Source organism: Minwuia sp. IMCC3060, from assembly GCF_029909435.1.
Taxonomy (GTDB): domain Bacteria; phylum Pseudomonadota; class Alphaproteobacteria; order Minwuiales; family Minwuiaceae; genus Minwuia.
Window position 1 is genome coordinate 727,097 of sequence record NZ_CP123782.1, and the last position, 15,348, is coordinate 742,444.

A 15,348-nucleotide genomic window follows, 5' to 3' on the forward strand; every position below is an offset into this window, starting at 1 on the left:
GACTATGGTCGATGCAACCTCGGCCAAGTCGGCTTTCCCCAGATGATTCCTGCGTTCAACGCCGTTCATTGTCGAACGGGCTTCGTCCCGGAGCCAGTGACTGTAGGGTCCGGCAGGCGACCGTACAAACGACCTGACGCTGTCGCGTTGCTGTTCCTGCCCGATTTTCTGCCATCTTCGCAAGTCGCGATCAATCTTCAAGGAAACGGAATTCCAGATTCGCTTTCGGTCTTCGGGCGCGCCACTCAAACCCCCTCTGGTCCGATCGGTCAGCAGATCGCCTGTTCATTTCCGGAAACGGGGGTCACACCGTCGGGGCCGGGCCGGGGCTGAAGCGTTTCAGGATGCGGTCGCGAAGCTGGTCGCGGACCTGGCGCCAGGATTCCAGGCGGCGTTCGCGGCTGCCTTCGGTCAGGGACGGGTCCATGGTGGGCCAGTATTCCACGTCGCAGGCCATGGTGCGGGTCAGCTCGATGGCCTTGTGCTGTGCCTCCGGCGAGAGCGTGATGATGACGTCGAACGAGGAGTCCTCCAGGTCGTCGAAGCTCTTTGAATTGTGCCGGCTGACGTCGATCCCGAGTTCGTCCATGACGGTGATCGAGAAGCCGTCCACATCGCGGGACCGGACCCCGCAGGAATCCACATAGACCGCGTGACCCAGCAGCTGTTTCATCAGCCCCTCCGCCATCGGGGACCGGACACTGTTCTCGGTGCAGCAGAACAGCACAGCACCGGGAAGGTCACGTGGCATGTGCTCAGGCCCTGATGTGCAGTACGCAGATCAGCGTGAACAGCCGCCGTGCCGTGTCGAAATCCATGTCGATCTTGCCATCCAGCCGCTCCTGCAGGACTTCGGAGCCTTCGTTGTGGATGCCGCGTCGTCCCATGTCGATGGCCTCGATCTGGGAAGGGGTCGAGGTCTTGATGGCGCTGAAGTAGCTCTCGCAGACCTTGAAGTAGTCCCGCACGATCCGCCGGAACGGTGACAGGGCCAGCACGATGCGGCCCTGCGGTGTGTGATCCTGCCCGCGGATGTCGATGACAAGACGGTTGTCCTCGATCAGCAGATGCACCGCGAAGGGACCGCTGAATTCATCCCCCAAAGGCTTGAAGTTGTTGGCCTCGATCAGGTCGAAGATCGCCACGCGCCGTTCGTGGTCCACATCCGGACCCCAGCTCTTGATGGAGCTGTCATCCAGCGTGATCTCGACAATCCTGTCCGCGTGGTCGGCCATGCTTTCACCCGTTGTTTCGGATGCGGACGGACAGCGCATGGGCGGTCAGCCCCTCCGCGTCCGCCAGCGTTGCGGCTGCGGGGCCGATCCGGCGCAGGCTGTCGGCATCACAGCCCACGAAGGTGGTGCGCTTCATGAAGTCCAGCAGGTTGAGGCCGGAGGAAAAACGGGCACTGCGCGCGGTGGGCAGGACATGGTTCGGCCCGGCCACATAGTCGCCAATGGCCTCCGGCGTATAGCGGCCCAGGAAGATTGCACCGGCATTGCGAACCCGGGCCATCAGGGCCTCCGGGTCGCTGACGGCCAGTTCCAGGTGCTCCGGTGCCAGGCGGTCCACCAGGGCAGGGGCGTCATCCAGGTCGCCGACCAGAATGATCGCGCCGTGACTCTCCCAGCTCTGCCGCGCCATGCCGGAGCGGTCGAGGGACTGCAGATGGCTCTCGACCGCTTCCGCCACCCGATCCGCGAACAGGGGATCGTTGGTGATCAGGATCGCCTGGGCCGAGACATCATGTTCCGACTGGGACAGCAGGTCGGCGGCGATCCAGGCCGGATCATTTTCCCCGTCAGCGACGACGAGGATCTCTGACGGTCCCGCGATCATGTCGATGCCGACCTGCCCGAAGACCCGACGCTTGGCAGCCGCGACCCAGGCATTGCCGGGGCCGACGATCTTGTCGACCGGGGCTATGCTGGGGGTGCCATAGGCCAGTGCCGCGACGGCCTGCGCGCCGCCGAGACGGTAGATCTCGCTGACACCCGCGCGGCGCGCGGCGGCGATCACCAGCGGGTTGATGACACCGTCCGGTGTCGGCACCACCATGGCCACCCGCTCCACCCCCGCGACCCGCGCCGGGATGGCGTTCATCAGCACGGAGGAGGGATAGGAGGCGGTGCCGCCGGGGACATAGAGCCCGACCGCACCGATCGCGGTCCAGCGCGCGCCGAGCACGACACCCTCCTCGTCGGTGAAACGGTCATCGGCGGGGCGCTGGCGGGCGTGAAACGCTTCGATACGGCCTGCGGCGATGTCCAGCGCGGCCAGTGTCTCCGGCGCGCATTGCCCTTCCGCAGCGGCGATCTCTTCGTCCGTGAAACGAAGGTCCTCGGGACTGGTCAGATCCATCCGGTCAAAGCGGCGGGTATATTCGATCAGGGCCGCGTCGCCATCCCGCCTGACCGTGGCGATGATGTCCGTGACGGTGGCGTCGACATCCTCCGATGTCTCCCGCTTGTCATTCAGCAGCGCCTCGAAGTCGGCGTCGAAGGATGGCGCGGAACGATCAAGCCGCTTCAGCATCGACCGCCCTCCGGAACTGCTCGATCCAGCCCTGAATCTCCACGGGCCGGGTCTTCAGCGCGGTACGGTTGACGATCAGGCGGCTGGTGATGTCGGCAATGTGCTCCACTTCCACCAGCCCGTTGGCCTTCAGCGTGGAACCGGTGGAGACCAGATCGACGATGCGGCGGCACAGGCCCAGTGTCGGCGCCAGTTCCATGGCACCATTCAGCTTGATGCACTCTGCCTGCACACCACGCTTGGCGAAGTGGGTGGCGGTGATGTGCGGGTACTTGGTCGCAACACGGACGTGCGACCAGCGGGACGGGTCGTCGGTGCGTGACAGTTCGGCCGGTTCGGCCACGGCCAGGCGGCAGAAGCCGATGCCCAGGTCCAGCGGCGCGTAGATGTCCGAATAGTCGAATTCCATCAGCACGTCATGACCGGCAATGCCGAGCTGCGCCGCGCCGAAGGCGACGAAGGTGGCCACGTCGAAGGACCGGACCCGGATGATCTCCACCCCCGGATGGTTGGTGGCAAACCGCAGCTGGCGCGACTTCGGATCATCGAAGGCAGCCTCCGGCTCGATCCCCGCAGCGCGGACAAGCGGCATGGCTTCCTTGAGAATGCGGCCCTTCGGCAGGGCGATGACAAGCGGTTCGGTCGTGGTCATGGGGTTCAGCTTTCGCTGTTGTGCTGCTCCGGATCGTCCAGCCCGTGGTCGGGCTGGTTGGGCGTATACCAAGGCCGCCCCATATCGTCCATCAGCACGTCGATGCAGTCCACGTCCAGCAGCATGGTCATTCCACCGGCAAAGTTCAGGGTCAGTTCCGCAGCTGGGGCGTCGAGCGGCCTCTGGCTGATGGAAAGCAGTTCCAGCACCGTCTCCCCCTCCAGCGTTGCCATGCCCTGCGTCCTCACCCGGATCACGTCGTTGATCTGCACACCGGCACGGATGCGGCTGCCGCCCATGCCGTCCAGCCGCTCATCCTCCCAGCGGAACCGGTTGCCGACGAAGGCCAGCCGCCGCCGCGCCTTCTGCAGGGCGAGATCGGCGCGCTTCACGGTCATGCTGACCAGTGCGGCGCTCAATATCTCCAGATCATCTGCATTGACTGCGTGAAGATGCAGCCGTGGCAGCGGTTCGCCCTGACCCCCTCGCTCCATCGACTATTCCCTGACCCTCTCCACATCCGCGCCACAGGCCACCAGCTTGGCCTCCAGCCGTTCGTATCCCCGGTCCAGATGATAGACGCGATTGACGACGGTTTCACCTTCTGCGGCCAGACCGGCCAGCACCAGCGAGACAGAGGCGCGCAGATCGGTCGCCATGACCGGCGCACCCTTCAGCCCCGGCACCCCCCGGACGAGGGCGGAGCCGCCGTGAACCGTGATGTTCGCGCCCATGCGACCAAGCTCCGGCACATGCATGAAACGGTTCTCGAAGATCGTTTCCGTGATCATCGCCGCGCCGTGACTGACCGACATCAGCGCCATGATCTGCGCCTGCATGTCTGTCGGGAAGCCGGGATAGGGCTGGGTCATGACGTCGACGCCCAGGATACCGGCCCCGTTGCGGCGGACCCGGATTCCCTCCGGCAGGTCGTCGATGGTGGCCCCGGCGCGGGAGATCGGTTCCATGATGGCCTCGACGATCTCGGGATCAGCCCCGGCCAGCAGGATATCGCCCCCCGTGATGGCCGCAGCCACCGCAAAGGTGCCGGTCTCGATCCGGTCCGGCAGCACCCGGTGCGCAGCGCCGTGCAGCCGGTCCTTGCCATGAACGGTCAGGCGGTCGGTGCCGCGTCCCTCGATCTCCGCGCCCATGGCGACCAGCAGGTCGATCAGGTCGGCGATCTCCGGCTCCCGTGCCGCATTCTCCAGCACCGTGGTGCCGTCGGCCAGCACAGCGGCGGTCAGCAGGTTCTCCGTCGCGCCGACGGAGACATTCGACATGGTGATGCGCGCGCCCCGCAGCCCTTGCGGCGCGCGGGCCTTCATGTAGCCGCCCTCGATCTCGATCTCGGCACCCATGGCGACCAGGCCGTCGATGTGGATGTTCACGGGTCGGGTGCCGATGGCGCAGCCGCCGGGCAGGGACACCGTCGCCTGACGCTCCCGTGCCAGCAGGGGGCCGAGCACCAGCACGCTCGCACGCATCTTGCGCACGATGTCATAGGGGGCGGTGGTGCTGGTGATGTCGGGCGTATGCAGGTGCCAGGTGCCGCCGTCCCTGTCCTCGGCAATGGTCCCGTGTCCGCGCAGCAGGGCGGCCATGGTCGCGATGTCCATCAGGTCGGGGACATTGGTCAGCGTGACGGGTTCATCGGTCAGCAGGGTCGCGACCATCAGCGGCAGGGCGGCGTTCTTGGCTCCACTGATGGCAATGGTCCCGTTCAGCGGCTTGCCGCCCCGAATGACAATGCTGTCCATGTCGTTCCTGTCTGTCTGATCACGATTCGGGGTGGTTGCGATTCACCCTGCAGCCTGAAGTCCCGCACAAATCAGGCGATTCCGCGGCAGGTCAATGCTTTTCAGTGCTTTTCGGTGTTCTTGATGGCTCCCGCCGGGCGCTCACCTGTCTTGCGCGGCGCGCGGCGGCGTTTCAGGTTCTCCCGCAGCCGTGCGGCCAGCCGTGCCTGCTTCTCCGCCTCGGCGGCAGCCTTGCCAGCCCGCCGGTCCTTGTCCTCGCCATCACCTGTGGCCATTGCCCGTCTCTCCGCTCAGGGTCGTGTGGTTCTAGGCGGCGGTGCGATGTGCCGCAAGCTTGACGATGCCGCACCGGCTGTGCCCGATTGAGGGCGTATCGACCGGGAGAGTGGCTGATGACGACTGCGGCGGAGATCAGGCGGATGCTGGACATGCAACCGCATCCGGAAGGGGGCTGGTTCGCGGAGATCCATCGCGCGCCGGAGCAACTGGCCGCCGAGGCGCTGCCCGCAGGCTACGACGGCCCCCGATCCGTCTCGACCGCGATCTATTACATGCTGGAGGCGGCGGCGATCTCCACCCTGCACCGGCTGCGCTCCGACGAGATCTTCCACTTCTATCTGGGCGACCCGGTGGAGCAGCTCTGGCTGATGCCGGACGGCGGCCACCGGCTTGTCACCATCGGCAACGATCTGGCGGCGGGCCAGCGCCCTCAGGTGGTGGTGCCGCGCAACGTGTGGCAGGGTGCACGTGTGCGGGGCGGGCAGGGGTTTGCCCTGCTGGGCACGACGGTAGCCCCCGGTTTCGACTTCGCGGATTTCGAGATCGGTCAGCGCGACGCGCTGCTGGCAGGCTGGCCGGACGCCGCGCCCCTGATCCGCGATCTGACACACTGAACGGGAGAGCTTCCAATGGCGACGAAACTGACAGAAAGCGAACGTGGTGAAGCCCTGGCCAGCATCAGCGACTGGTCGCTGGTGGACGGGCGTGATGCCATCACCCGCACGTTCCAGTTCAAGGACTTCAACGCCGCCTTCGGCTTCATGAGCCGCGTGGCCCTGAAGGCGGAGAAGATGGATCACCATCCGGAATGGTTCAACGTCTACAACAAGGTGGAAGTCACGCTCTCCACCCATGATGCCGGTGGCCTGACCGAACTGGACATCAAGCTGGCCCGGTTCATGGACAAGGCTGCCGTCTAGTGACGCCAGCCTGAAGGTTTGACATTCAACCCTGCGCCAATGCTCGGTCGTTCATATCCTCATCTCTGATGAGGCTGTCATTCCTGAATATTCGCCGTCAAACACGCCTACCGCGCCAGTTTTCTCCACAAAATCAAATCAATATTCAATTGAGTGTGGTGCATGAGAAAGTTGTCAACAAAAATTACATTGTCAGCGAAAAAAGGCCACTCCAATCGCCCACGAAAACATAGTAGGTAATATTAAAAATGAAATCATATTCAAAGCAATTATTATCGAAAATATGATACGAGATCTACGCAATGGATCATCTTTTTTCTGTTTGACGGCTACAAAAAGACATGTCGATTTGATGTGATATAGTTCTCAAATACTCCTTAGTTCTAAAAAAATCTGAGATTTCTCAATTTTCTTTGTCAGAAAGACAGAAATAAGAACATATATCATTTGAACCAGAAACCAGAGCCATTCTGGCGCACCATTCATTTCTCGAAATTTTTTGCTCTCCTGGTTTAGTGCCAAGAAAAAATAATAAGCATCAGACAAATTTCAAATAATATAAAATTGTGAATAATTTAATATTTTATTATCATTATTTTCATGCATATTGGTTGAGAGCCAGTCAAGCATTTAATGATAATTTCAACCATGAATACGCATCGTTTCTGTCAATGTAAAATGCAAGTCAATGGAATTAGTCTGCCCTACCTGTTCAAAATATTAAGCCTACCTGTTCATGGGCATCACTGTCGATCAGCCTCGTCTGATCTCCGCGCTGATTGCGATGCCGATGCCGGACAGGATGAGGATGCCCGCGCCGAACGCCGCCATGGAAACCGCCTCGCCCAGATAGAGCCAGCCGAGCAACGCGCCCAGCACCGGTTCCCCCAGCAGGCAGATGGCGACGAAGGCCGGGGGCAGGGTGGCGAGGGTCCAGTTGTAGCTGGTGTGGCCGATCACCTGGCTGACCAGACCCAGCGCCAGCAGCGCGGTCCAGGTCGGCCAGCCGTAGCCGGTGACCTCCACGTCGAGGGCGCCTACGGCAGCGCCCAGCAGCAGGGCTGCGGTGCCATAGCAGAGCGTGGCATAGGACGAAGTCTGCAGCACGGCGCGCGCCCGCCGCCCGCTGATCAGGTAGAGCGCCATGAACAGTCCGCCCGCCACCGCCAGCAGCAGGCCGGCCGGATCCCCGTCGAGACGCTGCACGCCGTCGAGGGCAAGCACCAGGGTTCCCGTCAGGCAGAGTGCGATGGCCAGCAGCAGGCGCCGGTTCGGCATGCCCCGCCCTGTCGCCACGTCGATCAGGGCAACCCAGACAGGGGTCAGGCTGACCAGGATCGTCGATTCCGCAATCGAGATCCGCTCCAGCGAGGTGATCCAGCTTGCGAAATGCAGGGCGAGGAACAGCCCGCCGAGCAGGGACGCGACGACAGCGCGGCGCATCGCGCCAGCGGGCAGTTCGGCGCGGGCGGACAGGGCAAGCAGGCCAAACGGCGCCATCACGGCGGTCGCGATGGCGACCCGGGCGAGCGCGATGAGCAGCGCCGGAGCGTCCCCCGCCAGCCGGATGAAGATCACGCCATGGCTGACCGCAAACAGGCCGACCAGAGCGACGATCAGCGCTGTCCTGCGGTTCAGCGACATGGCCCGTGTCGTTCGGGTCAGCCCTTCTGCGGCATCAGTTCATAGGGGCCGACCCAGCCCTTCATGCCCTGCACCTGCTCCGTCCAGCGCCTGATGTTGGGGAAGTCCGGCCAGCCGGTCATGTGGAATTCGTCCGGGTAGTAGAGGTACCCGAGCAGGGAGAAGTCGGCGATGGTCATGCGGTCGCCCAGCAGGAATTCGTTCTGTGCCAGCCGCCGTTCCACCACCTTCAGCGCCTGCATCATCCGGCCCTTCAGGAATTCGTGCACCGCCGGGTCACCGACCTTGGCCAGCACGGCCATGAAGCGGTAGGTGGCGATGTTGGAGGTGAACTTGTGGTTGTCGAACAGCATCCAGCGCAGGATCTCGCGTTCCTCGTCCTTGTTCTGCGGGCCGAACTGGCCGATCTGTTCCGCCAGATAGTTCAGGATCACGCCGGACTGGCTGAGCGCGACATCGCCGTGCCGCAGCACGGGAACCTCTCCCATTTCGTTGATGGCGAGATACTCGGGCGAGCGGTGCTCCCCGTTGAAGAAATCGACGAAGCGCGGCTGCCAGTCCGCGCCGGACATGTTCAGCATCAGTGCCGCCTTGTAGGCATTGCCCGACTGCGCGAAGCAGAACAGTTCGAATTCGGCCATCTCCGGTCTCTCCTCATGAATTTGCTCCCTCACAGGATGGTGCACCCCACTGAAACGTCAATCGCAGGCAGTAGGCGTTGCCGACCAAGGGGGGCTGGCACTATGATTGTCGGCGAGGGGCGATCTGCAGGACGGGAACACTGCAAAATGAAGGTGACAACGGCGACCTATGGCGACGCGATTGTCGTCCGGGCTGAGGGCAGGATTGATCAGTCGTCAGCCGGCGATTTCCAGAAGGAACTCTCCGGGCTGGTGGATGCGGCGGTCGGAACCGAGAAGCAGATCGTGGTCGATCTGTCTAAGGTCGATTACATCTCCAGTGTTGGTCTCCGGGCGCTGATGGTGGCCAACAAGCAGGCCAAGCCGAAGGGTGTGACGATCCGCATTGCCTCCATGCAGGAGGTGGTGAAGGAGGTCTTCACGATCAGTCACTTCGACAAGGTCTTCCCGACGTTCGACGAAATGCCGAAGGCGCTGCAGGCGGTGTCGGCACTGGCCGCAGCGGCGTACACGGACGAGGACTGAAGCACCATGCGGATCCGTTTCTGGGGGACTCGCGGTTCCATTCCGACCTCGATGAATGCGGATCACCTGCGGGAGAAGATCGGTGCAGCGGTCAAGGCGGTGATCGAGGCCGGGGGTGACCCGGACAGCGCCATCGATGCCCTGCCCTTCAACATGCGCGGGACCTATGGCGGCGAGAGCTCCTGCGTCCAGATCGAGACCGGGGGCGACGAATATGTCGTCTGCGACATGGGGTCGGGTGCGCGCAGGCTTGCGCTGCATGCGCTGGGCAAGCACGGGCCGGGCGCGCCGCAGGTCTACAACATCTTCCAGAGCCATGTGCACTGGGACCACATCATGGGGTTCCCCTTCTTCATTCCCGCCTTCATTCCGGGCAACGTGATCCGCATCCATGGCTGCCACGACGTGCTGGAGATGGCCTACCGCCGCCAGCAGGACAATCCGAGCTTTCCCGTGCCGTTCGATTTTCTCGGTGCGACCATCGAGTTCGTGCCGCTCGAACCGGACCAGACCTACGAGATCGCGGGCATGACGGTGACGCCGTTCCGCCAGTTGCACGCCGGAGACTCCTATGGCTACCGGTTCGAGAAGGACGGCAAGGTTGCGGTCTATTCGACGGACTCGGAGCACAAGCTGGAGGATCAGGAGGAGACGGACTACTTCATCCGCTACTTCCGGGATGCCGACGCCGTGGTCTTCGATTCCATGTATTCCCTCGCCGACGCAACCTCGCTGAAGGAGGACTGGGGCCATTCCTCCAACATGGTCGGGGTCGAACTCTGTCAGATGGCGGGTGTGAAGATGCTGTGCATGTTCCATCATGAACCGGTCTACAGCGACGCGCAGATCGATCAGGTGCTGGCCGAGACCCGGCGGTTCGAGGAGATCTCGCGTGGTGACGGCCCGCCGCTGACCGTCATTGCCTCCTATGACGGGCTAGAAATCGACCTTTGAAAGGCGGACCGGGGGCATGACTGACAGCGCAGCAGTCTCAGGCCCGCAATCCGCAATGGCAGACGGTTCCGACGACGTTCGCGCGGAGATGGACGGGCTGCGCGGCCTTGTCACTGTCTGGCGCGGTCGGGTGCTGGGGCTTGTGGTGCTGGCGCTGTGCCTGCTGGCGGATGTGACCTTCCTGGCCGACAACCCGCTCCGGCGCGAATTCTACGACCTGTCGCAGCAGCTGATGCCGCGTCCGGTGGAAAGCAACCTGCCGGTGATCGTCGCGGTGGACGAGCGCAGCATCGCCGAGATCGGCCAGTGGCCCTGGCCGCGTACCGTGGTCGCCGACCTGATCGACCGGATGGGGCAGGGCGGCGCGCTGGCCATCGGGGTCGATGTGCTGTTTCTCGACCCGGACCGGCAATCCCCCCGGCATCTGGCTGACCGCATGACCGATGCGCCGCCGGATGTGCTTGGCTATGTCAGGACCCTGCCGGACTACGATGCCATTCTCGCGGAAGTCGTCGGTGCCTGGCCTGTCGTCCTGGGCCTTGGGGGGACCCGCACCCGCACGGGCGTCAACGGCCCCGTGCGAACCGTGCCCGTGGCGCTCACCGATCCGGCACTGAAGCAGGTGCTGCCGACATTCCCCGGTGCGGACCAGTCGGTCGCGGACGTCTCGGCCGCTGCCGCCGGGCAGGGACTGCTGAACGCCATCGAGGACCCGGATGCGATCATCCGCAGACTCCCGGCTGTGGCGATGATCGACGGGCGCCCCGTGCCGTCCTTCGCCATGGAGATGCTGCGGGTCGCGCTCGGGGGGCTGATCACGGTCAGGGGCGCGGACGGGCGGGTCGATGGTCTGCAGATCGGTGACTGGTTCATCCCGACGGAGGCGGATGGCACCATCTACGTGCCCTTCTCGCCGCCGTTCGCCAGCCGCTATGTCTCGGCTGTAGACGTGCTGCGCGACGACGAGGTGGCGCTGTCGCTGGAGGGGGCGATCGCCATGATCGGCCTGACCGGACAGGGGCTGGTCGACCTGCAGACATCCCCGCTGCGTTATCGCGCGCCGGGTATCGATGTGCATGCGCAGATGATCGAAGCCGTGGACGAGGAATATTTCATCTCCCGGCCGGGCTGGACCCGCTGGCTGGAACTGGCGGTGCTGGTCGCTGTCGGCCTGCTGGTCGTCTTTGTCGTGCCCGTCCTGCGTCTGCGCTTCGGCATTCCGCTGATCCTGCTGGTCCTGGCCCTGACGGTTGCCGGCGGCCTGCTGGCCTATGCGACGGAGCGGGTCTTCGTCGATACCATGGGGGCCACCCTGACCGGGGTTGTCACGGGTATTGCCATGCTCAGCATGACCCTGATGATCGCGAATGCGCACCGCCGGGCCCTGGGGCGTCACCTCCAGTTGCAGCGGGAGGAACGGGCGCGGCTGCAGGGTGAACTGGACGCCGCACGGGAGATCCAGCTTGGCCTGCTGCCGGGCCTGGACAGCCTGCCCGACATCAGCAGCCAGCTCTCCCTTGCCGCCATGCTGGAACCGGCACGCGACGTTGGCGGCGACCTCTACGACTTCTTCATGATCGACGACGACAGGCTGTTCCTGTCGGTCGGCGACGTCTCCGGCAAGGGCGTTCCGGCCAGCCTGTTCATGGCCATTTCCAAGGCCCTCTACAAATCGGCCGTACTGCGTGACCGCCAGCAGATCGACGACATCATGACCGCCGCGAACGAGGAGATCAGTCGGGAAAATCCGAACATGCTGTTCGTGACCCTGTTCGCGGGCATTCTCGACCTGCGGACGGGTCATCTGGACTATTGCAACGCGGGCCATGAACCGCCGCTGATCTTCACGCCGGGAACCGAGGGGATCCGGGTGCTGGATGGCGGGGGTGGCCCGCCGGTCTGTGTCCTTGATGATTTCATGTACATGGCCGACAGCGTCGATCTGGCACCGGGGGAGATGATGCTCATCACCTCCGACGGGATCGGGGAGGCGATGAACGACGGCGGCGAGCTCTACGGCAACGACCGCCTGCACGAACTGATCGCCCGCCTGCAGCCGGGGGCGGTGTCGGAGGACCTCAGCCTGACGCTCTACGAAGACGTGAAACGTCATGCTGACGGGGCGCCTGCGTCCGATGACATCACCATCATGGCGCTGCGCTGGATGCCGCCCCGCGTTCAGCAGGCTTGAGGCTTCCGGTCCAGACCTGTCACACTGTCCGCCGACACGTCGTCATGACATGAAGTCCGGGGGGGAAGCCCATGCCAACGACACGACAGGTAACACTTGCCAGCCGACCGCAGACGGTTGTGGTGCCAGAGAATTTCGCGATGCAGGAAGCGGTCACGCCCGACCTGGGGGAGGGGGATGTGCTGGTCCGGCACATCTACATGTCCGTTGATCCCTACATGCGCGGCCTGATGGGGGGCGGCGTGGCCTATGCCGCGGGGTTCGAGATCGGTCAGCCGCTGTTCGGCCGGGTCATCGGTGAAGTGGCGCAGAGCCGCAACGCCGACTTCCGGGAAGGCGATTTCGTCTATGGCATGCTCGACTGGGCCGACTGGTCCGTGGCGAAGGGCGGGGAGAGCCTGCGCCGCGTCGATTCCGCGCGTGCGCCACTTTCCTACTACCTGGGCACGCTGGGTTTTCCCGGCCTCACCGCCTATGTCGGCATGATGCTGATAGGGGAGCCGAAGCCGGGGGAGACCGTCTTCGTCTCCGCCGCGTCCGGGGCCGTCGGGCAGGTCGCGGGACAGTTGGCACGGATTGCCGGAGCCCGCGTCGTGGGCAGCGCCGGCAGTGACGAGAAGGTGCGCTTCATCACCGGGGAATGCGGCTTCCACGACGGTTTCAACTATCGCATCGCGCCCAGCGTGCTGGAGGCGCTGCGGCTGCACTGTGCCGATGGCATCGATGTGGATTTCGAGAATGTGGGCGGGGAGACGCTGGATGCGGTTCTGGCCCATGCCAATCCCTTCGCCCGGATCGCGGTCTGCGGCATGATCAGCCAGTACAATCTGGCCGAGCCCTATCATCTGAAGCATGTGAACGAGGTCGTCTCGAAACGCCTCAACATGCGTGGCTTCGTGGTGCGGGATCATGCGCACCTGATCGAGCAGTTCATTGACGAGACCGCCGGACATATTGCCGATGGCACCATGGCGGTGGCCGAGGACATGATGTTCGGACTGGAGAATGCGCCTGCCGCCTTCATCGGCATGCTGGCGGGCGAGAACTTCGGCAAGCGCGTGATCAAGGTCGGTGACGACCCCAATTGGAACTGAACCTGCGGGAGACTCCACATGGCGAAGGGATTGTTGCTGGTCGGTTGCGGCAAGATGGGCGGCGCAATGCTGTCCGGCTGGCTGGATGAAGGCACGGATCCGGGAACCGTATTCGTCATCGAACCGGCCGAGGCCCTGCGCGCACCGCTGCGCGCGCGCGGCGTCAATGCGGTCGCTGCCGCTGCCGACCTGCCTGACGGTTTCTGGCCGGATTGCGTGGTTCTGGCGGTCAAGCCCCAGATGATGGCGGACGTGACGGGGGAGTTTGCGCGTTTCGTGGGGCCGGACACCCAGTTCCTGTCCATCGCCGCAGGCACCACCATCGGCTTCTTCGAGGGGGTGCTGGGGGAGGCGGCGGCCATCGTCCGCACCATGCCGAACACGCCGGCCGCCGTGGGCAAGGGCATGCTGGTCGCCTGTCCCAATGCCCATGTCACGGAGGCCATGCGGGCGCGTGCCGATGCATTGCTGTCTGCCGTCGGTGCAGTCGCCTGGATCGACGACGAGAGCCTGATGGACGCGGTGACGGCCGTGTCCGGTTCGGGGCCGGCCTATGTGTTTCACATGATCGAATGCATGACGGCGGCGGGTATCGACGCTGGTCTGCCGGAGGATCTGGCGGCGCAACTGGCGTCCCAGACCGTCTATGGCGCGGGTGCGCTGGCCCATGCCGCGTCGGAGGATCCGGGAACCTTGCGCAAGAATGTCACCAGCCCCGGCGGTACCACGCAGGCGGCGCTGGAAGTGCTGATGGCCGACGACGGACTGGCCCCCCTGATACGCCGTGCCGTTGAGGCGGCGGCGAAGCGCAGTCGCGAACTGGGGGGCTGAGGGCGCGGCGACGTCTCAGACGATACGTCTGGTATCCCGGTTCTCCAGCACCGGTGCGGTGGTGGAGAGGTGTTCTGTGGCCGCCCTGAGTCCGCTTTCGTGCGGCACGTTGCATTGCATCAGGGCGGCCTCGATCCCGGCGAGGGAACCCAGGATCATGGGGTCGTTCAGGTCGCCCATGTGTCCGATGCGAAACACCAGCCCGGCCAGGTGCGACAGCCCGCCACCCACGGCAACGTCGAAAGTTTCCCGCGCGGTCTGGCGGATTTCGTCGGCGTCACCGCCATCGGTCCGCCGCACCACGGTCAGGGACGATGCCCGCTGTTCCGGGTGCAGCGCGTTGAATTCCAGCGCGCCACCGCGGCACCACTCGGCCACCGCGGCCCGGACAGCACCGGCCAGGCGCTCGTGGCGGGCGAAGACGGCATCCAAACCCCATTCGTTCAGCATGGTGATGGATTCCCGCAGGCCGAAGATCAGATGCTCCGGTGCCGTGCCGCAGAACCGGCGGTACTGCTCCATCCCCAGCCGCGCGTCCCATGACCAGTAGTCGCGCAGGGTGCCGACACGCCGCGTCGCCGCAAGGGCCTTCGGTCCGGCGGCGGTGAAGGACAGGCCGGGCGGCATCATCAGCCCCTTCTGGCAGGCCGCGATCACCACATCGATACCCCATTCATCCATCGGCAGGGGTGTGGTCATGAAGGACGCGATGGCATCGATGACCAGCAGGGCCGGATGACCGGCGGCATTGATGGCGGTGCGCATGGCCCGCACATCGGAGGTGACGCCGGTCGCGGTCTCCGTATGCACGGCCAGCACGGCCTTGATCCGGTGATCGGTGTCGCGGCGCAGGATATCCTCCAGCGCGTCGACATCGATGGCGGTGCGCCAGTCGTTCGGAATGGTCTCGATCTTCAGGCCGAAGGAACTCGCCATCTCGCCCCAGGTCAGGGAGAAGCGGCCCGTCTCCGGCATCAGGATGGTGTCGCCCGTTTCGAACAGGTTGACGAAGGCGGCTTCCCAGGCGCCGTGACCGGAGGCGGTGTAGAAGAAGACTTCCCCGTCCGTGCCGAACAGCGGCTTCACCCTCTCGAAGCAGTCGATGGCGATGTCCATGAAGCCGGGGCTGGCGAAATCCAGCGCCGGACGATGCATGGCGTTCAGGATGCGGTCGGGAATGTTCGTCGGGCCGGGAACCTGAAGGAACTGGCGTCCGGGGCGTAGGGTCATGGGAGGCTTCCGTCTGAGGCAGGATCTTCCGGCAGACTAGCCAAGCGGTACCGCCTGTCACCTGAGAAATACAACCGGTATGCTACAGTATA

The 15,348-nt window shown here is 64.1% G+C and carries 17 protein-coding genes; 7 read left to right on the top strand and 10 right to left on the bottom strand.

Annotated elements, in window-relative coordinates:
• Positions 1-304 precede the first annotated feature (304 nt).
• The 7 genes from QGV54_RS03330 to QGV54_RS03360 all read right to left on the bottom strand — a co-directional run bounded on the left by QGV54_RS03330 (position 305) and on the right by QGV54_RS03360 (position 5,222).
• A complete protein-coding gene (locus QGV54_RS03330; RefSeq protein ID WP_281018278.1) occupies positions 305-751 on the bottom strand; it encodes an arsenate reductase ArsC in 447 nt (148 codons plus the stop codon).
• A gap of 4 nt (positions 752-755) precedes the next feature.
• Positions 756-1,235 carry a UPF0262 family protein gene (locus tag QGV54_RS03335; protein ID WP_281018277.1) on the bottom strand — a complete coding sequence of 160 codons (480 nt, stop codon included), beginning with the start codon at positions 1,233-1,235 and terminating at the stop codon, positions 756-758.
• Between the two features lie 4 nt (positions 1,236-1,239).
• Entirely contained in the window at positions 1,240-2,535 is a 1,296-nt protein-coding gene (gene hisD, locus QGV54_RS03340) for a histidinol dehydrogenase (protein WP_281018276.1), read from the bottom strand.
• Positions 2,519-3,187 (bottom strand): ATP phosphoribosyltransferase, encoded by a 669-nt coding sequence (gene hisG, locus QGV54_RS03345; RefSeq protein WP_281018275.1) that lies wholly within the window; start codon positions 3,185-3,187, stop codon positions 2,519-2,521. The genes hisD and hisG overlap by 17 nt, the downstream gene beginning before the upstream one ends.
• A gap of 5 nt (positions 3,188-3,192) precedes the next feature.
• Positions 3,193-3,681, bottom strand: coding sequence for a DUF2948 family protein (locus QGV54_RS03350; RefSeq protein WP_281018274.1), 489 nt, complete (start codon positions 3,679-3,681; stop codon positions 3,193-3,195).
• A 3-nt stretch (positions 3,682-3,684) separates the two neighbouring features.
• Complete coding sequence (gene murA, locus QGV54_RS03355; RefSeq protein WP_281018273.1) at positions 3,685-4,947, bottom strand: UDP-N-acetylglucosamine 1-carboxyvinyltransferase; 1,263 nt, start codon at positions 4,945-4,947, stop codon at positions 3,685-3,687.
• 101 nt (positions 4,948-5,048) lie between these two features.
• Positions 5,049-5,222 carry a hypothetical protein gene (locus QGV54_RS03360; protein WP_281018272.1) on the bottom strand — a complete coding sequence of 58 codons (174 nt, stop codon included), beginning with the start codon at positions 5,220-5,222 and terminating at the stop codon, positions 5,049-5,051.
• Between the two features lie 117 nt (positions 5,223-5,339).
• On the opposite strand from QGV54_RS03360, the gene QGV54_RS03365 reads away from it, so the two are divergent.
• Entirely contained in the window at positions 5,340-5,840 is a 501-nt protein-coding gene (locus tag QGV54_RS03365) for a cupin domain-containing protein (protein ID WP_281018271.1), read from the top strand.
• A 15-nt stretch (positions 5,841-5,855) separates the two neighbouring features.
• The gene (locus tag QGV54_RS03370) at positions 5,856-6,146 is read left to right on the top strand and encodes a 4a-hydroxytetrahydrobiopterin dehydratase (RefSeq protein WP_281018270.1); all 291 of its coding nucleotides are present in this window, start codon (positions 5,856-5,858) and stop codon (positions 6,144-6,146) included.
• A 753-nt stretch (positions 6,147-6,899) separates the two neighbouring features.
• On the opposite strand, the gene QGV54_RS03375 is transcribed toward QGV54_RS03370, so the two are convergent.
• Together QGV54_RS03375 and QGV54_RS03380 are read right to left on the bottom strand one after the other, a co-directional pair.
• Positions 6,900-7,790 (bottom strand): DMT family transporter, encoded by an 891-nt coding sequence (locus QGV54_RS03375; protein ID WP_281018269.1) that lies wholly within the window; start codon positions 7,788-7,790, stop codon positions 6,900-6,902.
• 17 nt (positions 7,791-7,807) lie between these two features.
• The gene (locus QGV54_RS03380) at positions 7,808-8,431 is read right to left on the bottom strand and encodes a glutathione S-transferase (protein ID WP_281018268.1); all 624 of its coding nucleotides are present in this window, start codon (positions 8,429-8,431) and stop codon (positions 7,808-7,810) included.
• A gap of 147 nt (positions 8,432-8,578) precedes the next feature.
• On the opposite strand from QGV54_RS03380, the gene QGV54_RS03385 reads away from it, so the two are divergent.
• From QGV54_RS03385 to proC, 5 genes are all read left to right on the top strand, one after another.
• Positions 8,579-8,956: an STAS domain-containing protein gene (locus tag QGV54_RS03385; RefSeq protein WP_281018267.1), complete on the top strand. Its 378-nt coding sequence runs from the start codon at positions 8,579-8,581 to the stop codon at positions 8,954-8,956.
• A 6-nt stretch (positions 8,957-8,962) separates the two neighbouring features.
• Positions 8,963-9,910, top strand: a complete 948-nt coding sequence (locus tag QGV54_RS03390; RefSeq protein ID WP_281018266.1) for an MBL fold metallo-hydrolase — start codon at positions 8,963-8,965, stop codon at positions 9,908-9,910.
• A gap of 16 nt (positions 9,911-9,926) precedes the next feature.
• Entirely contained in the window at positions 9,927-12,101 is a 2,175-nt protein-coding gene (locus QGV54_RS03395; RefSeq protein WP_281018265.1) for a CHASE2 domain-containing protein, read from the top strand.
• A gap of 71 nt (positions 12,102-12,172) precedes the next feature.
• A complete protein-coding gene (locus QGV54_RS03400) occupies positions 12,173-13,195 on the top strand; it encodes an NADP-dependent oxidoreductase (protein ID WP_281018264.1) in 1,023 nt (340 codons plus the stop codon).
• A gap of 18 nt (positions 13,196-13,213) precedes the next feature.
• Entirely contained in the window at positions 13,214-14,026 is an 813-nt protein-coding gene (proC, locus tag QGV54_RS03405; RefSeq protein WP_281018263.1) for a pyrroline-5-carboxylate reductase, read from the top strand.
• 15 nt (positions 14,027-14,041) lie between these two features.
• Here proC and QGV54_RS03410 read toward each other — a convergent pair whose 3' ends face one another.
• Positions 14,042-15,256 carry an aminotransferase class V-fold PLP-dependent enzyme gene (locus QGV54_RS03410; protein WP_281020060.1) on the bottom strand — a complete coding sequence of 405 codons (1,215 nt, stop codon included), beginning with the start codon at positions 15,254-15,256 and terminating at the stop codon, positions 14,042-14,044.
• Between the last annotated feature and the right edge of the window lie 92 nt (positions 15,257-15,348).